The 23,911-nt window shown below is 60.1% G+C and carries 15 protein-coding genes; 10 read left to right on the forward strand and 5 right to left on the reverse strand.

The window, feature by feature from the left end; all coding sequences use genetic code 11:
* Positions 1-9: 9 nt before the first annotated feature.
* Positions 10-618 carry a TetR/AcrR family transcriptional regulator gene (locus tag AB4Y87_RS00390; protein ID WP_442002518.1) on the forward strand — a complete coding sequence of 203 codons (609 nt, stop codon included), beginning with the start codon at positions 10-12 and terminating at the stop codon, positions 616-618.
* On the opposite strand, the gene AB4Y87_RS00395 is transcribed toward AB4Y87_RS00390, so the two are convergent.
* The 3 genes from AB4Y87_RS00395 to AB4Y87_RS00405 all read right to left on the reverse strand — a co-directional run bounded on the left by AB4Y87_RS00395 (position 619) and on the right by AB4Y87_RS00405 (position 2,128).
* Positions 619-1,026 (reverse strand): SRPBCC family protein, encoded by a 408-nt coding sequence (locus AB4Y87_RS00395; RefSeq protein WP_442002519.1) that lies wholly within the window; start codon positions 1,024-1,026, stop codon positions 619-621.
* Positions 1,023-1,337: an ArsR/SmtB family transcription factor gene (locus AB4Y87_RS00400; protein WP_442002520.1), complete on the reverse strand. Its 315-nt coding sequence runs from the start codon at positions 1,335-1,337 to the stop codon at positions 1,023-1,025. The genes AB4Y87_RS00395 and AB4Y87_RS00400 overlap by 4 nt, the downstream gene beginning before the upstream one ends.
* 71 nt (positions 1,338-1,408) lie before the next feature.
* On the reverse strand, positions 1,409-2,128 hold the full coding sequence (locus tag AB4Y87_RS00405; protein WP_442002521.1) for a DUF2306 domain-containing protein: 720 nt from the start codon (positions 2,126-2,128) through the stop codon (positions 1,409-1,411).
* A 112-nt stretch (positions 2,129-2,240) separates the two neighbouring features.
* Here AB4Y87_RS00405 and AB4Y87_RS00410 point away from each other — a divergent pair, with 112 nt between their 5' ends.
* Positions 2,241-2,942 (forward strand): TetR/AcrR family transcriptional regulator, encoded by a 702-nt coding sequence (locus tag AB4Y87_RS00410; protein WP_442002522.1) that lies wholly within the window; start codon positions 2,241-2,243, stop codon positions 2,940-2,942.
* Between the two features lie 36 nt (positions 2,943-2,978).
* Here the strand turns inward: AB4Y87_RS00410 and AB4Y87_RS00415 are convergent, their stop codons facing one another.
* Entirely contained in the window at positions 2,979-3,827 is an 849-nt protein-coding gene (locus AB4Y87_RS00415; RefSeq protein WP_442002523.1) for an FG-GAP repeat domain-containing protein, read from the reverse strand.
* A 246-nt stretch (positions 3,828-4,073) separates the two neighbouring features.
* Between AB4Y87_RS00415 and AB4Y87_RS00420 the strand changes: the two genes are divergently transcribed.
* The gene (locus tag AB4Y87_RS00420) at positions 4,074-4,907 is read left to right on the forward strand and encodes a hypothetical protein (protein ID WP_442002524.1); all 834 of its coding nucleotides are present in this window, start codon (positions 4,074-4,076) and stop codon (positions 4,905-4,907) included.
* Positions 4,900-5,415, forward strand: coding sequence for a hypothetical protein (locus AB4Y87_RS00425; RefSeq protein WP_442002525.1), 516 nt, complete (start codon positions 4,900-4,902; stop codon positions 5,413-5,415). The genes AB4Y87_RS00420 and AB4Y87_RS00425 overlap by 8 nt, the downstream gene beginning before the upstream one ends.
* Positions 5,416-5,431: 16 nt before the next feature.
* Here AB4Y87_RS00425 and AB4Y87_RS00430 read toward each other — a convergent pair whose 3' ends face one another.
* Positions 5,432-5,935: a MarR family winged helix-turn-helix transcriptional regulator gene (locus tag AB4Y87_RS00430; protein ID WP_442002526.1), complete on the reverse strand. Its 504-nt coding sequence runs from the start codon at positions 5,933-5,935 to the stop codon at positions 5,432-5,434.
* 87 nt (positions 5,936-6,022) lie between these two features.
* Here AB4Y87_RS00430 and AB4Y87_RS00435 point away from each other — a divergent pair, with 87 nt between their 5' ends.
* The 6 genes from AB4Y87_RS00435 to AB4Y87_RS00460 all read left to right on the forward strand — a co-directional run bounded on the left by AB4Y87_RS00435 (position 6,023) and on the right by AB4Y87_RS00460 (position 23,911).
* Positions 6,023-6,970, forward strand: coding sequence for an EamA family transporter (locus tag AB4Y87_RS00435; protein ID WP_442002527.1), 948 nt, complete (start codon positions 6,023-6,025; stop codon positions 6,968-6,970).
* 544 nt (positions 6,971-7,514) lie between these two features.
* Positions 7,515-8,582 (forward strand): CHAT domain-containing protein, encoded by a 1,068-nt coding sequence (locus AB4Y87_RS00440; RefSeq protein ID WP_442002528.1) that lies wholly within the window; start codon positions 7,515-7,517, stop codon positions 8,580-8,582.
* A gap of 357 nt (positions 8,583-8,939) precedes the next feature.
* Positions 8,940-9,869 carry a hypothetical protein gene (locus AB4Y87_RS00445; RefSeq protein ID WP_442002529.1) on the forward strand — a complete coding sequence of 310 codons (930 nt, stop codon included), beginning with the start codon at positions 8,940-8,942 and terminating at the stop codon, positions 9,867-9,869.
* A 160-nt stretch (positions 9,870-10,029) separates the two neighbouring features.
* Positions 10,030-12,891: a helicase-related protein gene (locus AB4Y87_RS00450; protein WP_442002530.1), complete on the forward strand. Its 2,862-nt coding sequence runs from the start codon at positions 10,030-10,032 to the stop codon at positions 12,889-12,891.
* Entirely contained in the window at positions 12,891-17,546 is a 4,656-nt protein-coding gene (locus AB4Y87_RS00455; RefSeq protein ID WP_442002531.1) for an Eco57I restriction-modification methylase domain-containing protein, read from the forward strand. The genes AB4Y87_RS00450 and AB4Y87_RS00455 overlap by 1 nt, the downstream gene beginning before the upstream one ends.
* Positions 17,546-23,911, forward strand: a complete 6,366-nt coding sequence (locus AB4Y87_RS00460; protein WP_442002532.1) for a DEAD/DEAH box helicase — start codon at positions 17,546-17,548, stop codon at positions 23,909-23,911. The genes AB4Y87_RS00455 and AB4Y87_RS00460 overlap by 1 nt, the downstream gene beginning before the upstream one ends.

Raw genomic sequence — 23,911 nt, forward strand, 5'->3', positions numbered from 1 at the left:
GGTATTTGAATGCAGGCTGTGCCCCAGACCCTTGGCCGACGTGAGCGGAATAAGCAGGAGAAGCTTGACCGCATCACCGCTGCGGCCCGCGAGCTCTTCACCCAGTACGGCGTAGACGAGGTCACCACCCAGCAGGTGGCTGACAAGGCCGACGTCGGATCGGGAACCTTGTTCTTGTACGCCAAGACAAAGGCGGAGCTGCTTCTCTTGGTCCACAACGTCAAATATGGCGACGCGCTCAACTCAGGTGTCGCCGCCGCGGAACAGGAAGAAGCCGTCCTTGACGGGATCATGGCGATCATCCGACCCATCATCGAATGCAACCGGATCCAGATCGAGAATGGCCGCACCTACCTGAAAGAGATCGTCTTCGGCGATCCGACCGAACCGCACCACGCGGAGGCTCTTGCGCTGACCATGCGCACGGAGGCCGCCATCGCAGAGGTGCTGGGCCGGGATGAGCACTTGACGGCCCGTGACCCAGCGAAAATTGCCCGCGTCATCTCGGCGATCATGTTCGTCAGCATGAGCTCCTCCGCCAATGGCGGTCTCACTGACGAGCAAGTTGGAGACGAAATCCGCGATCAGATCAACGTGGTTTTGGCCACGCGGAGCTAGCTATGCGACGCCGACCAGGACCTGGTCGATCCGCGCCAGAAGGCCCGGCCAGCCGTTGCCCATTCCCTCGAGGGCTTGCTGTCCCATGGGGGTGTCGAGGCGGAAGCCTGCGTGCTCAAAGTGCAGGATGGTGCCGTTCTCCGTGGCTTCGAGCTGCCACGTGATAGTGGTGTCCAGAACACCTTCGGCGAACATGAACGTGATCGCTGAGCCGGGCTCGACCGTGAGGACTTCGCATTGCTGCTGGCCCCAGCCGCCCATGTCCATGGTGAAACGGTGACCCACCACGGGTGCGATGTCGCCGGCAGCCCACCAGTGGGCGAGCAGTTCCGGGGTGGTCAGGGCAGCCCACACTGCCTCTTTGGGGTGCGGGAAAGTGCGCTCGAGTTTGATGGCGTTTTCGGTCATGGAGTGTTTTCCTCATCCAATAGTTCGGCCAGGGCGTCGAGCCGCTGGTTCCAATATTGCTCGTAGTGCTTCAGCCAGTTGCTGGCCTCCTGTAGGCCGTCGGCCTCAAGGTGGTAGATCCTGTTCCGGCCTTGCCGTTCCTCCCGGATCAAGCCAGCCTCCCGCAGGACCGCCAAATGCTCGGAAGCTGTAGAACGGCTGAGGTCCAGACGGCCCGTGAGATCGCCTGCCGTCAATGGACCCTCACGGAGGCTATCGAGGATGGTACGCCGAGAAGGGTTCGCGAGGGCGCCGAAGACGTCGGGAAGCACTCGATGATGATATGTCGGAAATTTCCGAAATGACAACCTGGGCACTCCCAAGCCCGCGGCCGGCACACAGATTATCGTGAGGATTCCACCGAGGTCTGAACGGATCGCCTCGCAGGATGGGACGCTGACGCCGATTTCCTTGCCCGCCGGCGAATGACCAACTCGGCAACCGCGAGGTTGATAATCCAGGAGGCTCCCATGAGCACCGCACGGGTCGCCTCGTCTGTAGGACCGAAAACAAGCATCCAGGGCAGGAACACAAGGGCTTGTGTTCCTGCGCCGAGACCGATTGCGTAAGCCCGGGTCATCCAGGCACTGTGCACAACGAAGTCCCGGCGCCGAACAGCCATGAATCCGAGGACGATGCTGACCACCATGGCCGATCCGAAGATGAGCCGAAGTATCAGGAGCGCCTCACCGTCGCCCTCCGGTAGCGCGTAGAACATGGACATCCACAGGCCGGAGAGTGCGGCAAGCAGGCCGGCAGGAACGAGAATGCGCCCCGTCATCCGGTGCCACTTGCGCCTGCCGCTACGAAGCGAGGGGACGAACTGGAAGGCTCCGAGCAGGCAGTAGACGGTGACGCAGACAATGTGGGTGACCACTGGTATGGGTGAGTCGAAGAACCGCTCGTTCTGTGGCGTCACGGCCCTGCCGCCCGTCAGTTCGGTGAGGCGGGCTGCCCCGGCAATCACCGGGATGAGGCTGAGGAAGATCAGACCAGCGGGGACGGGCCATTGCGCCCGTCGAAAACGGCTTCGGAACACTGCGATGGAGCTTTCTGATCTCATGCTCTGGCCTTTTGACTCGTAGGTGTACGGCGTACACCTCCATGAGGGAAAGCGTAGGTGTACGCTGTACACACTGTCAATGGTTGGCGTAAGCGATCAGGCTGGAGGGCCCATGAGCCAACAAGTGGAGACCCGCAGGATTCCCCTGAACCGGGAGCGTGTGCTTCGCGCCGCCGTCGAACTTGCAGACGAGGTTGGCAGTGACGCGCTCAGCATGCGACGACTCGCTCAGGAACTCGGCGTCGTACCCATGGCGCTTTACAAACATGTAGCCAATAAAGAGGAACTCCTCGACGGCATGGTGGACACCATTGTGGGCGAGATCGATCCTCCAAACCGCGATGCAGATTGGAAGAGTGCTGTCCGGCTGAGAGTGCTTTCGGCACGACGGGCCCTCATGGTGCACCCGTGGGCTCGTTCCGTGATCGAGACCAGAACAAACACGACACCGGCTGTGCTGGAGTACATGGACACCCTCGCCGGGCTGTTTCTGGCTGGCGGGCTGACCCCCGACCTCACCCATCACGTCATGCACGCTTTGGGCAGCCGCATGTGGGGATTCACTCAGGAAGTGTTTGACGGCTCAGAAGGACGTGAGCCAAGCGAAATCACGCCTGACGCCCAGGCAGCGATGATTCAGCACATGGCCGAGAGCCATCCCCACCTCCTGAAGATCGCCCTGGCCGCCGCCCACGACGACGCGTCAGTTGTGGGCCACGGTTGTGATGACCAGTTTGAGTTTGAGTTCGCTCTCGATCTGCTGCTCGACGGCGTTGAGGGACTTCACGAGCGCGGCTGGAAGTCTGGCGGATAAACAGTCGTCTCCACCAGATTCAGCAAGGTGGAAAGATCAGACCAGCGCGGTCATGATGTTCCAGCCCTCTCCGATCTGCTTCCGCGGCTCCAGATGGCGGCTTCCAATGCCGGGATAGAGCCACAGGACCCCATTGGTATCCCGCGCGATGATCTGCGAGTACCCCTGGGTATGGATGTCGAAGTTGCCGGTAGCAATGATCGCGGTCATGGTGTTCCACCCTTCGCCGACTTGCATCCGCGGCAGCCATCCGCCGGTTCCGTTTCCGGGGTAGAGCCAGAGGCGACCGCTGGCGTCCCGGGCAAGGAGGTCCATTTTCCCGTCCTCGTTGAAATCGCCGCGACCGATGAGGGCCGTCATCGCGTTCCAGCCTTCGCCGATTTGGAACCGTGGGAGCCATCCGCCCTGGCCGTCACCGGGATACAACCAAAGGCGCCCCTCGGCGTCCCGGGCCATGAGGTCCACCCTGTGGTCACCGTTGAAGTCTCCTGGTCCCACCAAAGCAGTCATGACGTTCCAGCCCACGCCCACCTGCATTCGGGGCTGGAGAACCCCACGGCCCGTGCCGGGGTAGAGCCACAAGTCGCCGTTTGCGTCCCTGGCGAGGAGGTCGTCCGTGTACTCGCTTTGGAATTCGCCCGGACCCACAATCGCCGTCATGGCATTCCAACCCTCGCCCATTTTGAAGCGGGGTTTTATCCAGCCACCATGGTCATCGCCGGCGTAGACCCAGAGATCGCCCGCTGCGTCACGAGCAAGAACGTCGTGAAAGTACTCGGTACCGATGTAGATATAGTCCCAGTTGTTGCTGGGGACGCTCAAAGCGCGGTTTTGGTCTGCTTGGGCAGGAACCACCATGAGGCCCAAGAAAAAGACCGTAACCATGGCCACAGCTGCGCCAAGGATAAGCGGGCGTCTCCGGCTTCCAACCCTTTGCAATGCATGAGTAGTGCGCCGTGCATTAGTAGTCGACCCTGATCGGAACATCACTGTTACCCCCATTAGCAACATAGCCATCACGCGATGGATCGGAGCTTATCCGGATCGCCGAAGTTTTGTTAGGGGCTGACGGAAAGCCCTGTCGTCCTATAGACATTCAGGTTTCACCGGTCGGGACGGAATCGAGGAGCAATGAGGCGGTTTCGCTACTTCACAGCGGCAGCATCGGTTGCCGTCCTGTTGCTCACCGGCTGCACCGGAACAGCGGACCCCAGCGCCCCGCCGTCGAGCCCGTCAGCAATCCCCACAGGCACGGCTTCCGCCTCATCCACAGGTTCGCCATCCGCAACGCCTCCAGCGGTGTTGGCCAAGCTCGCCAGGATTCCCTGGGACGGTGGTCCGGACTTCTATAAGAAGTTCAGCAAGGCCGACGCCGCAGGGTGGGGCGACCCGGGCTTCTTCCCCATCGGAGTTTGGTACGCATCCGGGAACGGCGAGCAGCTGCAGTTCGACAAAGCACATGGCATCAACTTCTACGTCCAACTGAACCCGGACACTGACTATGCGCTCTTCGATCAATACGGGATGTTCTCGCTGATGAAAGTGAAGAACGCACCGGATGCCTGGGCTCAGCTGCCGGGCAACTACGTCGACGACGAAGTAGATGGCAGGTTCGGCTGGGACGAGGGCGTAGTCCACATGAACCAGACCATCGCAGAGTTGAAGGCCAAGGAGGAGGGCCGGTTTACCTATGCCAACTGGACTCCATCCCTCATCAGCTACGACGCGCCGATGGACATCACCAAGCGTTACTGGGAGACCGTGGACGTGGCCTCGACGTCCAACTACTACTACGCAGGTGCCTGCCGCGAATGGCGGCTGCGCACACCCCAGGGATACAACCCGACGACGACGGCCACCTGCCAGACGTCGTCCGCGTACGGGGAAAGCCATGCAGGTGATGCAGGAGGTCAACGCCGCAAGGGGTGTGTACTCGCCCATCTGGATGGTCCCGACCGTGCTTAGCCCGGAGGGTGAGCATGACCTGTCCGACCAGATGACGCCGGACAGGGTGAAAGCCCAGGTGTGGGCTATGGTCATCCACGAATCGCGCGGAATCGTGTGGTTCACGCAGTCACCTGGCGGCGGCGACGATAACCCGTGCATGTCCGGAGATGCGCTGGCCGATGTCCGCATCCACAACACCGCCTGCTCCCGGGACCAGGTGCAGGCCATGGGTGAGATCAACGCGGAAGTGAAGGCTTTGGCGCCCGTTCTGAACACGCAGAGCTACGTGTGGAACTTCGGTGACGGGCTGGACACCATGCTGAAAAGCTACAACGGCGACGCCTACATTTTCGCGATGACGCAGGACGCGCAGACCGGGCAGCGGACCTTCACCCTGCCAACAGGTGTCACTCCCAAGACGGTTGACGTGGTGAACGAGAACCGCACCATTGCCGTCAAGGACGGGAAATTCACGGATGACTTCCCCGTTGAATCGACGCACCATGTCTACAAGGTGAGGCTGTAAGGGCGCTGCTTTGTTCTTAGCCCGGCTCGCCGTCGTTGTTCGTCAGCAAAAACTTCCGCAGGAGGTTCGCCAGCTGTGTCCGCTCGGATTTGGTGAGGCCCTCCAGCATCTTCTGCTGATTCTCCACGTGGTGCTCAACGACCTCATCTACCAAGGCGAGCCCCTCGGGCGTGAGGCTGATCAGCAGTTGCCGGCGGTTCTCAGGGTTGGTCTCCCGATGAACCAACCCGCGGGATACTAGACGATCCACGCGGTTGGTCATGGCTGCGGAGCCGATCATGGTGAGGCTGGCTAGCCGCCCAGGTGTTAGCGGCGCTTCGGCGGCTGAACGACGCAGCGTAGCCAGGACATCGAACTCCCACGGCTCCAGCCCGAACTGGTTCATGAACTTCTGAACGTCGAGAGCAGCCAGCCGACTGGCCCTGTTGAGTCGGCCGAGGACACCCATGGAGCCGACGTCGAGGTCGGGGCGCTCCTTGTTCCACTGCTCAAGAATCATGTCTACTGCGTCGCGGTCCATAGTCCTCCAAGGCTTGACCTCAAACAGTACAACACCTAGATTGTCTTACATCAAATAGTTTGACATCAAAATGTATGAAAGTGAACAATGCCACCGAGTATAGAGACTGTCAGCAGCAAACCGGGAGGTTCGACCCTGACCAAGGCGTCATCCCGCGACCTCTTCATCACCGCACTCGCACCGATGGTCTGGGGCTCGACGTACCTGGTGACCACTGAGTTTCTTCCCGCTGACCGACCCCTCCTGGCAGCAACGGTCCGGGCTCTACCGGCGGGCATCGTTCTGATGCTCGTTACTCGAGCCTGGCCGCGGGGGAGTTGGTGGTTCAAGGCCGCTGCGTTGGGTGCACTCAACATTGGGCTGTTCTTCTTCCTCCTGTTCTTCACCGCGTACCAACTGCCCGGAGGCGTCGCAGCGCTGGTCGGGTCCGTCCAGCCCCTGTTCGTGCTGTTCCTTGGCGTGCTGCTGCTGGGGCAGAAGATCCGCGCGGCGCACATCGTGGCCTGCGGCGTTGGAGCAGCGGGAGTTGGCTTGCTCGTTCTGCGTTCCGACGCCACGTTGACGGTCATTGGCGTCATAGCCGGGATGGCGGGGGCGCTGAGCATGGCGGCCGGCATCGTCCTCACTAAACGCTGGGGGAGGCCTGACGGTGTGGGCCTGCTCGGCTTCACTGGGATGCAGCTGGCCATGGGCGGAGTCATGCTCCTGCCCGTGACGTTGGTTGTCGAAGGACTGCCTGGGTCGGTTTCTGTGCCTAACCTGGCGGGCTTTGCTTACCTCAGCGTCATCGGTGCCTTGGCCGCCTACGCGGTGTGGTTCCGCGGCATCCAACGCCTGCCCACGATGGTGGTGTCGTTCTTGGGATTCCTGAGCCCGCTTGTTGCTACAGTTCTGGGGTTCTTGTTCTTGGGGCAGTCGTTGTCTGGGTGGCAGCTAGTGGGTGCGGTGCTGGTTTTGGCGTCGGTGTTTTTGGTGCAGCGGCCAGGGGCTGTTGCGGGCCCAAGCGTCTCGCGGAAGGCGAAGGCACCCAGGTAATGGCAAGGCCAACTGCTCGACGGCGGCGCCCTGCCTGATAACGACGCTTGGGCGACAGCAGCAGTGGCACCGGCAAGCACTACATCTACAACAACGACTTCTACTGCCCGTCGCGCACCTTCCTGGCCCACATGACTGGCCGCGCGAGGTCCGCAACAACCTCTTCGTCGGACCGGGCGGCGCCCTCAAGACGGCCTCGGCTTCTTATGGGAACAACGCGTATTTTGGCGGTATGTTGCCGCCCGCTGGCGAAAGGAGGTCGGTGGCAGTGGGCAGAGCTTGTTGGACGTGCTGGAGGACCGTCTGTTGGCCGAACCGCCTTTAGGCGCGCTGGCGCATTAGACGTCGGTGGCGACTGCGGCGAATCCGCGGAATKGGCTTGCGACGGCGGATCGGCGGACGTTCTCTGAGGGGTGTTGGCTGAGGTTGGGCCAGCGAGGGGCGAGCGGAATCCGGCGACTCGCCAAAACAAACTTCGGACACAGAGTCCTGTTCAACACATAGATTAAGTGGACCAGCCATGAAAAGTCAGCCAGGAGACTCCGTGAGTTCAGTCCAGTATCGCGCCCAACTAGAACGAAAACGCAAGCAGCGAGCTGACGTGGAAAAGCGGTTAGGCGAGTATCGAAAAAAGGAGACTGTCAAACGCTCCGGTGCCGCCAGGGCTCGAGCCGCTGCCGATAAATCCACCGTGCCAAGCCATATCGCCAATAAGCGCCGAGAGGCCGAGCGACTAGAGAACGAGGCCGCCATAGCGGGAAAGGAAGCTGGTCGGTTGCAAGATAGGGCAGCCGCTATCGCTCACGAAGAATTGCGACTGCAGTCGCGACTAAACTCCGCGGAGCGCTCCGAAGCTGATGCCGCCGAACGAAAACGTAAGCGTGAGCAGCAGAAGGAGGATCGAAGCAGAATTGCTGAGAACGGGGTCATGAGGCGTCGCATTGATCAAGCGGAAACAGTAGCGAAACAAGCTATGCGAAACCTGCCGACACCCAAGTCCGAACGTCTCCGGATCTTGCTCTTGGGCTCCTCTTCTGAAGGTGACCTGCGTATAGGGCGGGAGCAGAAGAGAATCCGCGCAGCCGTCGAAAGTGCGCTTCACCGAGACCTAGTAGAGTTAGACGTTCGTCCTTCAGCGACAACTGACGACCTACTTGATGGTATTACCAAATTTCGGCCGCACATCGTGCATTTTTCAGGCCATAGTGATGATGACCTAATCATGTTTGAGCGTGAGCAAGATGAGCACCATGAAGGCCTCGAGGTGAGTGCCAAGGCCTTCATTTCTGCCGTAAAAGCGACTGACCAACCACCATTACTGGTTCTACTCAACTCATGCAATTCTGCAAGGCAGATTGACAGGATAGTTGAGGAAGTAGCCCCCTTTGCCATTGGTATGGCAGATGAAATTGACGACGGGGATGCCATTACATATGCCGCACAATTCTATGCAGCTATTGCCAACGGGCAGTCAGTTCGGTCATCCCATCTTTCAGCCCAGGCCGCCCTTGAGCTTGGTGGACTCGAGGGGGCGGACCTTCCCACGCTCGCCTCTGCTTCCGATGTCGACCCCGCAACTACGGTGCTAGTCAAACCAGCCGTGGCGTCCTAGTCTGACCAAGATAAGAGACCCATTAGGGAGGAGTTCCCAAGCCAACCAGCCGTTTTATGAGCTGCAAGTTTTAGCAATTGAGTATGAACTCAAACTGATTCGGCACTTCATGCTGAGGTAGTGTCAGGTAGGATTCTATTCGAGTAGTTTAGGGCTGTGCTATATTTCGGAGGGTTCCCTTAGGGACCGTTGGCGCGCTGACTGGTGTGACCGCTTTCGCCACTCGGCGTTCTGCGGGCGGAGTTCGAATCTCTGGCGCGCCACTTGACAAACAATGCTTCCATTCGTGTTCAGTGGCTCGCCACCCGTTCTCTTGGTCCGGGTGACTTATCCAGCGTCCTCAGCAAGTATGTCCGGATGTTCCCTCATCCTGGTCTATTCAATAGTCAAGGAATCCCTCGCCATCTTCGACTGGAGTCGCAGCGATTTGAAGCCAAGGACGGTTTCATTCTTCTTGCAACTCGGGACTTCGAAGCTAACGGAAAAGGTTTCCCCAGAACTCCCTTCCCCCTAACTGTCGGAACAGATCTCCAGGGATCGTTGACTACGATCTCGGCAGACTTGTTTCCGGGTAACATTCTTGTTACCCGGGTCGGTGCTAAATTTGATCAACCTGTTGGCCACGATCTTTCCGATTTTCTCACGAGCCTTCACATGCTCCGTTCGCCAAAGAATATACCTGTTATAAATTCTATTATTCATTTGATGAATTCTTTGGCTGCGAGGGGCAGATCATCTCGCGAGATCGGTGGGTCATTTGAGACATATTTTGCTCTTTCGATTCAGCTACCGCACAGTTTCCAAGCGATAGATGCAGTTCTCAATGTACACAAACGTGACCTTGCGGCACTTCTCATTGGTGCGCCTCATCCCGAGACTCTACGAGAGGAAGTTATAAGTAGGGTCTTAGAAGCGAGTGAGGAGCTCAACACTAAGGCGGTGGGTGAGCTTTTGCTTCTCAATAGGCAAGGTTTTATTCATTTCATTCCGACAGGTCAGTATCGTGGGCCGCATCTCCGCCGGTTCGAACGAACCCGAGACCTCGCCACTCTTGCTAGCTTTGCAAGGGGCTTTTTACGTGAGGGTTTTGACTACGCGAATTCCTCGAGGGCGCAAGCCCTTGGTATCTATAAGAATCTTGAACATTGGATCACCCACCCGAATTTGGTTTTGGACGTAAGCAAGTCGCAAAGTCTGGCATGGACGGCTCTCATCGATGCCCTCCAATTAGGCGACCGTCTTGCCGCCTGGGATGACTACTTGTTGAGAGATGACGCCAGCTCCTAGAGGCATTGGCACTCTCGTGACTGGTCCGAACTGAGCGCACGCATCTTCAGCTGAATTCTGTGCGTGGACCAGCGTTCCAGCCCACGGTTCCATGCCCAGCACGACATAATAAAGGCACAGGGCAGCGTCCCGAATCGCATTTAGACACAGGAGCAACACCTTGACAGCACCAGCCACATCCCGGGAACTCAATGTCGCACCCGGTTCAGTGGTCTGTGTCCGTGACGAGGACTGGCTCGTTACCAGCGTGGAGAAGTCGGTAGACGGCACCTTAATAAGAGTCCAGGGACTCAGCGAACTCGTCAGAGATACCACGGCTGCCTTTTACTCTGCGCTGGACACCATCGAAGTCGTAGATCCGGCCAAGTCCAAGGTCGTAGCGGACGGCACTCCAAACTACCGCCGGGCCAGGCTCTTCTTGGAGACCACTCTCAGAAAGACACCAACACCTCAGTCGGCGGAGTATCTGACCGTCTCCACGCGAATGCTGTCAAGGAACCTCAAGTACCAGCAGATCGCGGTCGCGAAAGCCTTGGACACCAAGAACATCCGTCCGCGCATCCTCATCGCAGACGCGGTGGGCCTCGGCAAGACGCTCGAGATCGGCATGATCCTCAGCGAATTGGTCAAGCGCGGCCGCGGTGATCGCATTCTTATCGTCACTCCTCGGCATGTGCTGGAGCAGATGCAGCACGAGCTCTGGTGCAGGTTCGCGCTGCCCTTCGTCCGCCTCGACTCCGCTGGTATCCAGAAGATCCGGCAGAAGCTCCCGGCCACCCGCAATCCCTTCACTTACTACAAGCGCGCCATCATCTCGATGGACACGCTGAAAAGCCCCCGATATCGCGCCCAGCTTGGCAAACTGCACTGGGACGCCGTGGTGATTGACGAGGCACACAACGTCACGAACACCCAGGCAATGAACAACGAGCTCGCCCGGGTGCTGGCGCCTAACACCGAGGCGCTCATCTTGGCCTCCGCGACTCCGCATAACGGCCGCAACGAATCGTTTGCGGAAATCTTGCGTCTGCTGGATCCCACGGCAGTCAGGCCGGACGGCACTTTCGATCCCAAAGATGTTGAGAACCTCATCATCCGCCGGCACCGTCACAGCCCTGAGGTCGCCCAGGAAGTGGGTGCCGACTGGGCTGAACGGGAGGAACCCGACAACAGGCTTGTCAACGCTTCGCCGGCGGAGAACGCCATTGCAGAGGAGCTCTCTGACGTCTGGCTCTACCCTGAAGGCAAACCCGCGCCCTACTCGGGCCAGAACGGCGCGCTGTTCTCTTGGATTCTTGCCAAGGCATTCCTCTCCAGCCCTGCTGCGCTGCTCGAAACGGTAAACGAACGCCTCAGGAAACTGGACGAAGATTCCCCTTCCGAGGCCAAAGAAACCGAAGCACTCAAACGTCTCAGCAAGCTTGCAGAAGCCGCAAACTTCAGCGACTCGGCCAAGTACACCGAGCTCGTTAGCTACCTGAAGACGATCGGCGTGGGCAAGGGCTCGACGATGCGGGCGGTGGTCTTCGCCGAGCGCGTCGCCACCCTTAAGTGGCTGCAGGAGGCACTGCCCAAAGCCCTCGGCCTCAGGCCCGAAAACGTCGGCCTCCTCCACGGCGGCCTCAGCGACGTCGAGCAGCAAAGCATCGTGGACCAGTTCAAGCGCGGCAACAGCCCGCTCCGTGTTCTGGTCACCGGCGACGTCGCGTCCGAAGGCGTGAACCTGCACGCCGAATGCCACCATCTGATCCACTTCGACATCCCCTGGAGCCTGATCCGGATCGAACAGCGGAACGGCCGCATCGACCGCTTCGGTCAACGCGAGAAACCGCAGATCACCACCCTTCTCCTGAACCCGAACAACACCCGCTTCTCCGGCGACATAAAGGTCCTCACACGCCTGATGGAACGCGAGTACGAGGCGCATTCGGTCCTCAACGACGTCGCTTCCCTCATGGGGCAGTACAGCGTCAAACAGGAGGAAGATGCGATCCGAGACGTCCTACTCGGCAAGAAAGATTTCGAGGAAGTCGTCGGAGAGCCAGCTGCCGACCCGGATTCCGGCGACCTTTGGGACTTCATCGACTTCGAAGCGCTGAAGGACGACAAAAACACAGAGACCGTCCCGGTCGAGAAGCCGCTCGGTCTCTATCCCACAGATCTGGACTTCATGGACGAAGCCCTCAACGAGGCCTTCGGTGATCCACATAAAGTCCTCGGCTGGACGGTTCACGCCGGACACGGCCTTGCCGAACTCAACCCACCGGTCGATCTCCAGCACCGCCTGGGCTACCTCCCGCAGGATTATCTGTCAGAGCGGCGCGTCACCGAGCGCCTCAAGCTAGCTACGACTGTCGAGGCTGGCAACCGGGAACTGAACCGCGCCCGCGAATCCGATGACATGATCTGGCCCGAGGCGCACTACCTCGGACCGCTCCACCCCGTCCTGGATTGGGCCAGTGACCGCGCCCTATCGTCGATGTCCCGCAGCGAAGTCCTCGTCGTCCGCGGGGACGTGGATATCTCCCAGGTCCTGCTCATGGGTACCCTGATGAATCGCCGTGGACAGGTAATCTCCAAAGCCTTCATCGCGGTGGACTTCCCTGACTCCGATAACCCGACGTTCTGTCTTTCCGCGCCCCTCGAAGATCTCGGTGAGCACCTGAGCAGCATCGGCGTCGATGCCAAGGCGACTAATCCTGGTCCAGTCACTGTTAACGGGCTGCAAGCCCTACTGCCGCAGGCGGTGGAAAGCGCCCGGCAGACCATGCAGCTGACATTCGAAGCAGCCGCTGACTCCGCGAACGAGCGACTTCAGGCATGGACGAAGCGCGCCACGGGCTGGACCCAACTGTCATTCGACTTCGCTCAGCGTGCCGAAGTGAAGAAGCAGAGGGTACGTGTCAGTGAGGAGCAGCGCATCGCCGAGTCCCTCGCCCCCGCCCAACGCCTAGTCCGCCCCCTCCTGATCGTCGTTCCACGATCAACCCCTGTCGCTGTCCCGGAAGGTGCTGACCAGTAATGCCGTCCTTTGATTCAATCGTTGTTGGCGAAAACTGGATTAGCGAACACTTCTTCACCACGGATTCCACCAAAGAGTCTTTCCAGGCCGAGGTGGTTAAACTACGCAAGAGCTGGGATGAAGCCGCAAAGGAAGGGCACTCCACCACTCTGAGCCGCTTCGCCGAGGTCCGCGGACGTCTCCAGATCCTGCTCGCCGGATTGTCGGAAGACCCGGCGGCTGCGCCCGAGGCGTACGCACTCCTGCGCGGTGCCCTTGGTTTTAAGGGCACGACGACGACTGTCACCTTTGAGCGGAGCGGCACGGGGACGATTGTCCCCGGCGTGTGGCTCGCGGAGAACTTCGAGGTCGTGCTCGTCGAGGCCGCCCCCGCCGACGCCTTGGAGGACGTTTTGTCCACGGTCCTTCCGCTGGGCCGGGTGCTGGTTGACGGCAAGGAGCCCCATCCAACACTGACGGTGGCAAAGGTCGTGTCCGAGGCCTATCTTTCGGATAAAGCTCCAAAATTTATAGTGATTGTGGCTGGCCGGTGGCTGGTGCTGACAGAGCAAGAGCGCTGGGCCGAGGGCCGCTACCTCGCGGCGGACGTTCTTCTGGTCGCGGACCGCAATGATACGAAGAAGAACGCTGAGATGGACCGGTTTCTGGCGATCTTCGGCCGGGACTCGCTCATGCCAGCGCCGGATGGCTCCATCTGGTGGGATGCCGTTCTCGAGGCCTCCGTCAAACATACTGTGGGCGTCTCTCAGGACATTCGCGAAGGTATCCGGCGCTCCATCGAAATCATCGCCAACGATGTCCTCGACCGCCGCCGTGCAGCCGGTCTCGGCGTCGAGGACATAGATGGGCAGATTCTTGCCCGTCAGTCACTGCGGTTCCTCTATCGAATACTGTTCCTGCTATACGCAGAGGCCTCCCCAGAGATGGGTGTCCTCCCTGTCGGAGCTGGTGAATACAACGAAGGCTATGGCCTGGATCGCCTGCGGGAATTAACGCTGGTCAACATCCAGTCCCCTGAAGCCCGGCGCGGCACTCACATCTACGAATCACTCGCGCAGCTCTTTCATTTGGTGGACCGTGGCCATGCCCCCGCAGGGACCAGCCCGTCCGATGATGCCTCCGGCGAAAACGAAGGCCTGATCTTTCAGCCGCTCAAGGCTGACCTATTCCACGATGCCGCAACCTCTCTCATCAACTGCGGCCAGCTCAGCAATTCCGAACTGCAGCGGGTTCTTCAGCACCTCCTGCTCAGCAAGGAAACTAAAGGCAAAGACCGCGGCTTCATTTCCTACGCGGAACTGGGCATCAACCAGCTCGGGGCCGTCTATGAGGGTCTGATGTCTTACACCGGGTTCATCGCCACTGAGCCTCTGCACGAGGTGGCGAAGGACGGAAACCCGGAGAAGGGTTCCTGGGTGGTTCCGGTGGAACGGTCCGAGTCCATTGATGCTAAGCACTTCGTCGTGGAAGAAGACGAACGGACGGGGGAGCAGCGCCCGGTCTTGCACCCCGCAGGCTCGTTTGTCTTCCGGCTCGCGGGCCGCGAGCGCCAGCAGTCCGCCTCCTATTACACCCCTGAGGTACTGACTAAATTCGTCGTGTCCCAAGCGCTCGAAGAACTGCTGGACCAGAACGAGCAAACGACCGCAGCCGATGACATCTTGGACCTCACGGTCTGCGAGCCGGCGCTGGGGTCAGGCGCGTTCGCCCTTGAAGCGGTCCGCCAGCTCGCTGACGAGTACCTGAAGCGCAAGCAGGATGAGCTGGATATCCGGATCCCTGCTGATGAATATCCGCAGGAGCTTCAGAAGGTCAAGGCCCAGATCGCCCTGCACCAGGTCCATGGCGTCGACCTGAACTCGACGGCGGTGGAACTCGCGGAGGTTTCACTCTGGCTCGACACTATGGTGAAGGACCTTCAGGCGCCCTGGTTCGGACTCCGGCTGCGCCGCGGAAACTCCCTGATCGGTGCGCGCCGGGCCGTATACTCCCGGCAGGCGGTGAATGACAAGTCATGGCTGAAGAGCGCCCCCCAGGACGCGCCCCTGACAGGGCTTCTCGAGGCCATGACTGACGAGAGGGACGATGCCAATGTGGTGGGACGTGTTCACCATTTCCTGCTCCCCGCCGAGGGCTGGGGTGCAGCTGCCGATGCCAAGGAAGTCAAGGACCTGGCAGGGGAGGCCCAGAAGGAGCTCAAGGCTTGGCGCACCAGGATCAAGTCCAAGCCCAGCAAAACGCAGATCGACCGCATAGTAAACCTCGGGCGCCGGGTCGAATCCCTGTGGAAGCTTACGCTGCGCCGGCTGCAGGTCGCCGAGGCGGAGGCCCGCCGGGACATCGACTATTTCGGCAAACACTCCTCGGTTGGTGGGTCGGGCGTTACGAGCATAGAGGCCCAGGCAGTCACCCGCGAGCAGATAGAGCAAACCCTCACGGACCCGGACGGCGCGTACCAGCGACTCCGCCGGATCATGGATGCCTGGAACGCGCTTTGGTTCTGGCCGCTGACTGATCGCGCCACCAGCGGGGCGCAACCGCCGACCCTTGACGAATGGCTTTCAGCACTAGAAATGATCCTTGGCCTGCAGGGCAAGGAATCGAAAATGGTCGGCCAGCAGACTTTTGGCGCTTCATCGACCTGGGAAGAGCTGAATGACGCCGAAAGGGCGGACCTGGACTTCGCTCTTGTGTCCGACGTCGAGATCGCCAAAAAGCAACATCCCTGGTTGCGGGTGTGCGAGAACATCGCCGCAGATCAGGGCTTCTTCCACTGGGAGCTGGACTTCGCTTCCGTCTTTGGACGCGGTGGCTTTGATCTGCAGGTCGGTAACCCGCCATGGGTCAGGCCGGACTGGGATGAAGACGCGGTTTACTCCGAGTTTGATCCTTGGTGGCAGCTGAACGAGAAGAAAACACAAGTTTCCAAGGCATCGAAACTGACTGAAGCAAAGTCTGACACGACCCAATCTGAATTCATGTGCGCCCAAGCTGCCAGTATCGTTGCCGTCCGCGGCTTTCTCACATCCGCAACAAATTATCCAGTTCTATCAGGGCTAAGGCCAGACCTGTATCGGTGCTTTATGGAACGGACATGGCGCTCGTCTTCCGGTCATGGAGTCGTGGCACTTATCCATCCTGAGTCGCACTTCACGGAAGAGAAGGCTGCGCGTCTGCGATCTGTTGCCTACAAGCGGCTGCGCCGGCATTGGCAATTCCGAAACGCCCTGCATTTGTTTGAAATTAAGGAAACGCGTCAGTTCGGGGTTAACGTCTATGGATGTCCGAGGAAGTTGCCCGAATTTATCAATGCATCTTGGCTGTACCACCCGAGCACCGTGGAGCGTTCTCTTCAGCATGATGGCGGTGGTCATCTTCCGGGAATCAAGGCCCCCGATGGGTCTTGGGATGTACGACCCCATCGAGGTCGTATCCTGACCGTGGACGCAGAGAGGCTCGAAGTCTGGTCCCGAATTGCCAATGACGGTTCCTCATGGGAACAAGCGAGGATGAGTTATTCCGTTGCTGACACCAGCGAAAAAGCCCTCCTCCTGCTGACTCAGGGGCGTCCTCTTATTGAGAGTAACCTGGTGTACGCCAGTGGTTGGAATGAAACCACAGATCGAACCGCAGGCAAATTCGAGCATGGATACACACGGCCTGAAGCATGGAGTGAAGTTATTCTCCAAGGACCGCACATTTATCCTGGGTTGCCTATTTTCAAAGAGCCGAATTCGACGCTCAAGAACAATCTGGACTGGAGCGCGGTGGATCTGTGGGCACTGGACGAAGATTTCATCCCATCCACGGCGTATGTAATCTCCAGTGAGCAATCGGTGGGCTCGACCGACTGGAATGGTGGGGTTAATAGATACCGCCTCGCGTGGCGTAGACGACTCGACATGGCTACGGAACGCACTCTTCAGGCGGCCATAATCCCCCCTGGCGCAAAACATGTGGACCCGTTGGGATCCGTAGCGTTTACATCCGAAGTTGACACGGTCCTCGCTGCCGCGGCTTTCACGACTCTTCCCTTAGATTTTCTTATCAAATCCAGTGGATCTACCGATCTGCGGCAGGCTCAGCTTCGGTCTGTCTATCTACCACTCTCCTGGCTCTCTCTTCGAGATGAGGCGCTGGTCCGCACTCTGAGGCTGAACGCAGTGACTCGCGCCTATGCCCCGCTCTGGAATCGAATGCTGTCGGCCCGATGGTCTGAGGTCCGCTGGACGACTATCCCTTTGGGGGCCGAACACGAACTGTCTTTGTCCGCAACGAAGGAATGGGATAAACAGACGCCACTCAGATCGGCACATGCTCGGAGACAAGCGATGCTCGAGTTGGATGCCCTCGTAGCTTTCCTCTTTGAAATATCGATCGAAGACCTTTGCTCCTTATATCGAACACAGTTCCCGGTCCTACACGGTTATGAACAGAATGATCTCTATGACGCGAATGGGCATAAAATCCCGGGTGAGTTGAGTAAGGCTTATGGAAAAGCCAACGAGGCTCTGACTGTAGAGGAGCGCACCTGGACGCATCCGAAGAGCGGCGTCGAGTACGTTTTCGAGTTCCCGTTCCAGAGCTTTGACCGCGAGGAAGACATGCGGAAGGCCTACGCGCACTTCTTGAGCATGTTGGAGGAGAAGTCCTAATGTCTGAGCTTCTCCCCACGACCCAGGCCGGGGATCTGCGTCGAGGACTTTCCGACTATCTCGCAACGACGTTCGCGCTCACGGACGGGAACGCGCAGTCCGCAATCAAGGATTTCCTGGCGGATCCGGAGCAGGGGCTGTTCAAGGGGACTTACGTCCGGCTGCGGCTTCCATTCGAGACGGCCGAGCCCGGCTGGCGGGACTGCCTTGACTGGTATGAGGGATTTGAACCTTACGGCCACCAGGCTAAGGCATTCCAGCGGCTCAGCAGCAAGGGGTCGGCTGGAGCACCGCGGCGCCCGGAACCCACATTGGTCACCACGGGTACTGGCTCCGGAAAGACTGAGGCGTTTCTCTACCCGATCCTGGACCATGTGCTTCGCGCCAAGCGGGCTGGCATCACGGGTATCAAGGCAGTCATCCTTTACCCGATGAACGCGCTGGCCAACGACCAGGCGAAACGCCTGGCCGAGTTACTGACGACTCACTCGGAGTTGTCCGGCGTCACTGCCGGTATCTACACCGGCCAAAACGATATCAACCGCACCAAGGTGGCCCACGACGGCCTGATCAATGATCGCGACGTCTTCCACCAGGACCCGCCAGACATTCTGCTGACCAACTACAAAATGCTGGACATGCTCCTGCTGCGCCACACAGACGCGCCTCTGTGGCAGAAGTCGGCGACGAGCCTGCAGTACGTCGTCCTGGACGAATTTCACACCTATGACGGTGCCCAGGGGACGGATGTCGCCATGYTGCTGCGCCGGCTCGGTCTGACGCTCAAGAGTTACTGGCCGGATGACCTGACGGAGCATCCACACGGCTTGAGCGAAGAAGACCGCGCCCGGCCGCTCGGCCGGGCGACCCCGGTCGCGACATCCGCGACGCTGGGCAGCAAAGGCGACCCGCAGGCAATGCTCCGATTCGCAGAGACGGTTTTTGGTGAGGGCTTCCCATCTGATTCCGTCGTCACGGAGTCCAGACTCACCCAGGACGCGTGGACGGCACTAGGCAGCGGAACAGTTCGGGGCCGCGACCTGAATTCCATCGTTCTCGATATCACCGCCACCAATGACGCAGTCGCGGAATTACGCGAGGCTGGCCAGGGCCCGGAATCCGTTGTCGGCCCAGTGCTGGAGACGCTCTTCGGCGCGGTCCCCGCGGACTTACTGGACGCGGTGCGCACACACCCCTTTACAGCAGCGCTGTTGGCGCATGCGAGCTCCGCGGTTGCGCTCTCGGACCTAACCAACGCGATATTTCCGTCTTATTCGCTTCCATCCGAGGTAAGGCCGGACGCAGCGGAGGAATTTGTTTCCCACGTCATCGCGTTGCTTAGCCACATCCGTGCCCGCCACGGCAGGGCCGCTCTGACTGTGGAAACGCATCTGTGGATTCGCGAGATGTCGCGCGTGGACGCCGCAGTGGATGTTTCGCCGAAATATCGATGGGCGGACGACGGCGTTGACCAGTCGCCCGAGATGTTCCTACCGGCACTCTATTGTCGGCATTGTGGCCGCTCGGGATGGGGTGCTGTCCTGGCCCCCACTGGCTTGGACCTGGAGCTGGACGATTCGAAAATTCGCGAAGCACGCGTGACCAACAACCCGCGCTTCCGTACGCTCATCTCCGCCGCTGCCGAAGCGGACATCATTGAGTTCCGGCAGGACGGCTCCGAGCAGGTCCAGGGCCTGCACTGGCTCCACACAGTCAACCGTGGCCTCTCCACAACGCCTCCGAAGGCAGACAGCGCCGACCTCGCAGAGGGGCGAATTATTCCCGTCCTGATGTTGACCGGTAAAGATGCTGACGACGAATCAAAAAAGGATGTCTGCCCGTCCTGTCTCGCCAAGGATGGCATCGCCTTCATGGGTAGCGCCATTGCCACTATGCTCTCTGTGAGTATCTCTAACCTCTTTGGCGCCGAAGGTCTGAACGACGAGGAAAAGAAGGCTCTCGTCTTCACCGACAGCGTCCAGGACGCCGCGCACCGGGCCGGATATGTGCAGTCCCGATCCCACACTATGACCCTCCGAACGGCACTGCGACGCGCCCTCGGCGAGCAGACGGCCACACTCTCGGAACTCGTCGATGCCGCGATTACCTCCGCAGGCACACCGGGCGCGCGTTACCAGCTGATCGCGCCCGAATTCGTTGACCGTCAAGACTTCAGACCGTTTTGGGATCCGAAGGCCACCCCGGGTGAACGCCTCCGGGCCCGGCGATCAGCCAAGCGACGACTCCAGTTTGACGCACTCCTGGAGCTCGGCCTCCAGTCCCGGACCGGGCGGACCCTGGAACTCACCGGTTCCCTGGCCGTCGAAACCGACGCGGGCAACCCTACTCGCATGCTCGCCGTGGCCCGGAACGCCTATGAATCGGCCTCGCATCAGACCCTGGTCGGGGCCACCGGACCCACGCCGCAGCAACTGCTGCAGTGGATCCGCGGCACGGTGGAAAGGGTCCGAGTTCAGGGAGGAATCCACCACGAATGGCTCAAAAACTACATCGCAACCGACGGTAAGCGCTGGCAGATTTGGGGCGGGCGACCCAAGGGCGAAGGTATGCCGGCGTTCCCCTCCGGCAGACCCGCTCCTGCGTTCCCCCGGATCGGCAGTGCCGCTGCCGCTACCGACAACCTGGACGGCGTCACGTCCACGGCATCCTGGTACGCACGCTGGACGGCCCGCTGCCTTGGCGTGGCCCCCAGCGACAGCGGCTATCTGGCTAAGTCACTCATTACAGCCCTCGCCGAGGATGGAACTCTCGGGTGCTCAAAGACAAACTCCGGCGCCGATGTCTACTGGCTTGATCCAGAGAAGATCGTGCTCTCGGTCCCTGAAGGCGAGGACCTGGCCGCAGGGCGCCACACCGTCCAGTGCAAGGTCTGTCAGGCCATCACCCCCGGGAGCCTGACGGTCATCGACCAGTTGGTTGGAGGCCCTTGCACTCTGGTGCGCTGCAGTGGCACTCTGCAGCGGCATGCCGCCGACGCCGGCAACTTCTACCGGGACCTGTACTCCTCGCGTGAAAGCAAACGCGTGGTGGCTCGGGAACACACCTCCCTGCTTGACGACGCGACGAGAATCCTTTACGAAAGGCAGTTCAAAGCCGGTGCCGACAACCCGCAGGCTCCCAACGTACTGGTCGCCACTCCTACTCTGGAGATGGGCATCGACATTGGTGACCTGTCGTGCGTGATGCTGGCGTCGCTGCCGACGTCAGTGGCTTCTTATCTGCAACGTGTCGGCCGGGCCGGGCGTCTCACTGGAAACTCTCTGGTCCTTGCCTTCGTGCGAGGCCGAGGTGAGCACCTGCCCAAACTCCATGAGCCGCTCTCCGTCATAAACGGCGAAGTAAGGCCACCGGCTACGTATCTGGACGCCGAAGAAATCCTTGGCCGCCAATATGTTGCTCACGTTGCGGACCGTTTCGCCCGGACCACCGGACGTCCGCATCCGGTCGACGCTAACCAAGCCCTCGGGACTGTAGCACCGGGATCGTTCATCGGGGATCTCATCGAGGATGCCACAGCGAACGCTCCAGCCTACTTGTCCGCGTTTCTGGGCCAGTTCGGCGATCGGATTTCTGCGGACAGCGCCGCCCGCCTGACGGCGTGGGGGTCGAGGCGCGACGACGGCGAGCCGAGCGCTCTTGCCCGTAACCTGGTCCGCGCAGCCGGGGAATGGAAGGCCGACGTCGAAGAATTGGACGCCCGGCGCAAGGAAATCGGCAACGCCCTGCCTGAGCTGGAGGCGGCGGTCGCGCTCGCCGAAAGACTGGACGACAAATCATCGGACGCACATCAGGCCCTCCGGACGGCGAAGGCTACCCTCAAGATGATTCGGGATCAGCTCAAGCAGCTCCGCGGCCAATACTGGATTTCGGTCTTGGAAGCATACGGAGTACTGCCGAACTACACACTTCTGGATGACTCGGTCAGCCTGGATGTTGGGCTTTCTTGGAAGGATGCCGATACTCAGGAATTCGTCACAGATACCGTTTCTTGCAGTCGAGGCGCGTCCGTCGCCCTCAGCGAATTCGCACCCGGCGCCACCTTCTACGCGCAGGGCATGGAAATCCTGATCGACGCTGTGGACCTGGGTCCCCAACAAGCGCATATCCAAAAATGGCAGGTGTGCCCGCAGTGCGGTTGGATCAAGACGGACCTCGGCTCGGCTGCGGCCGTCCAGAACTGTCTTCGCTGCGGTACATCAGGAATCGCGGACATGGGCCAGGTCCTCGATGTTGTGGTCATGAAAAAAGTCTCCGCGGAGGTCCGCCGAGATGAAGCGGCCATCAACGATCGCCGCGATAATCGTGTGCGGGAAAGATTCACCATCATTGCAGCGGCGGACATTAATCCTCAGCACCTGCAGAAGCGTTGGTTCGTGGAGGGCTACGACTTCGGCGCCGAGTACTACAACCGGGTAGACATCCGTTGGCTCAATACAGGCCGAACCGCTTCCAACGGCGGAGTGCGGACCATCGCTGGCGACGATGTCAGGGCGCCGATGTTCCGGCTGTGCTCGTATTGTGGGCAGCTGGACCAGTCCGCCAAGGAGAATCTGCCCACCGAGCACCGTTTCTGGTGCAAGTACCGCAAGGCATCTAAGGAAAGCATCAAAGAAGTGGTTCTCGCCCGGGACCTGAATACTCAGGGCGTCGTGCTGCATCTTCCGCTCGATGTGACCTACGGCGACGACTTCTCCGTTCCCAGCCTCCAGGCCGCCATGCTGTTGGGCCTTCGGGAAGTCCTGGGCGGCGCCCCAGATCACCTGGGGGTGCTGCGGATAAATGATCCTGCACACGGCGGCAACCGAATCGCCCTTATGCTTCACGACAAGGTACCCGGAGGCACCGGCTACCTAGCCGAGTTCGCCAATCCCGAACGCGTCTGGGAACTGCTCCATGCTGCATGGCGTACCGTGCGGGACTGCACCTGCCGATTCGAGGAGCGCCTGGCGTGCCATCACTGCCTGCTTCCCTTCGCTGACCCCTGGACTGTCGACAAGGTGGCGCGGGCAAGCGCCGAACGACTGCTTGGCCTGTTGTTACGCTCTGGCGAGGCTTCTCCCGACGGCGACGTGTCGCCGTCGTTCTCCGATTGGACTATCACGGCTGAGGCGCCTGACGCCGAGACCTCTATCGAGTCACTGTTGGAAAAGCGCTTCCGTAAGGCATGGTTGGACCGGCTCAAAGCCGTGGGCGCACACACGAAGGTGACCCCCGGTGCGCTGGCGGACACCATTACGTTCCGGATCCCGGGACAGCAGTTCCAATGGCAGCTCATCCCGCAAGTGGACGTCGCCGGAACCCGCCCCGACTTCCTCCTCAAAGGACCGCCGGACCCTAACTTTCCCGTGCTCGCTATCTTCACTGACGGCTTCACCTTCCATGCATCCGCGGAACACAACCGGATTGCGGATGACGCAATCAAGCGTGACACGCTCCGGCACACCTCTGAGCTATCCGGGGATGTAGTGCCTTGGGCGGTGACATGGCAGGATGTGGAAGCGTTCGAGGGTGGTCTGTCTGGTCCCCCGGTTCTGCCCATCTGGGCCAGTGCCAAGCTCAACGCGCAGCTCATGGCCAAGTACCCCGTGAACGCCGCGATCATGGACCTTTTGGGTCGGGACGCGATAACGATGCTCTGGGAATGGGTCAATCGTCCTGATCCCGAGGCCTGGACGGCCTTCTCTGAGCTCGTTCCGCTCATGTTCATGAAGCAGAGACCCGAGCTTGGCAACCCAGATGCGATGTATTCTCACGCGGCGGCTCTTTCACAAGGAGTAAATTCGGCATTGCCTGCAGGCACGACACCGGCCTGGACACACAGCTGGGGGAGTCTCGGCTTCGCGGCCGCCGGGTCGCCGAAGAGCATTTCCACGATTTCCGTAGGGTTGTGCCTGGATGACCGATCGCAATCGGTGGGTTCTCCGTCACACAAAGAGTCCTGGCGAGAGTGGTTGAGACTCTCGAACCTGCTGGCGTTCAAATCGATCGGGCTGACGATCGGCTCAGTGATGTCAACGGTCAGCGCCGGTGGATCGGTCGAGGAGGAAGTCGCGCGACTAGAAATTTCAGACGGGCTCAGTCCTGCCTGGAACGAATTGCTGGAACAGGCCACAGAACTCGAAAAAACACTCCTGCTTGCCATAGCCAGTGCGAACATCACAGTGTTGCCCGAACTAGGGTTCGAAGTGGACGGCCTGCCGGTCTCGATTGCCTGGCCACAGTATCGAATTGCCGTCATGCTGGACGGTCACACCGGGAGCTCCGAGCTTGAGGCAGCGGGCTGGGAAACAGTGGGCACAGATGTTGACGACATTCGCGAACTGCTGAAGACGAAGGGGGCTTGA

The sequence above is a fragment of the Paenarthrobacter sp. RAF54_2 genome, assembly GCF_052113945.1.
Taxonomy (GTDB): Bacteria; Actinomycetota; Actinomycetes; order Actinomycetales; family Micrococcaceae; genus Arthrobacter.

Coding starts and splice junctions, on each gene's coding strand:
- AB4Y87_RS00390 (WP_442002518.1), top strand. CDS start 10: ATGCAGGCTGTGCCCCAGACCCTTGGCCGACGTGAGCGGAATAAGCAG.
- AB4Y87_RS00395 (WP_442002519.1), bottom strand. CDS start 1,026: ATGACCGAAAACGCCATCAAACTCGAGCGCACTTTCCCGCACCCCAAA.
- AB4Y87_RS00405 (WP_442002521.1), bottom strand. CDS start 2,128: ATGAGATCAGAAAGCTCCATCGCAGTGTTCCGAAGCCGTTTTCGACGG.
- AB4Y87_RS00410 (WP_442002522.1), top strand. CDS start 2,241: ATGAGCCAACAAGTGGAGACCCGCAGGATTCCCCTGAACCGGGAGCGT.
- AB4Y87_RS00415 (WP_442002523.1), bottom strand. CDS start 3,827: ATGGTTACGGTCTTTTTCTTGGGCCTCATGGTGGTTCCTGCCCAAGCA.
- AB4Y87_RS00420 (WP_442002524.1), top strand. CDS start 4,074: ATGAGGCGGTTTCGCTACTTCACAGCGGCAGCATCGGTTGCCGTCCTG.
- AB4Y87_RS00430 (WP_442002526.1), bottom strand. CDS start 5,935: ATGGACCGCGACGCAGTAGACATGATTCTTGAGCAGTGGAACAAGGAG.
- AB4Y87_RS00435 (WP_442002527.1), top strand. CDS start 6,023: ATGCCACCGAGTATAGAGACTGTCAGCAGCAAACCGGGAGGTTCGACC.
- AB4Y87_RS00445 (WP_442002529.1), top strand. CDS start 8,940: ATGTTCCCTCATCCTGGTCTATTCAATAGTCAAGGAATCCCTCGCCAT.
- AB4Y87_RS00455 (WP_442002531.1), top strand. CDS start 12,891: ATGCCGTCCTTTGATTCAATCGTTGTTGGCGAAAACTGGATTAGCGAA.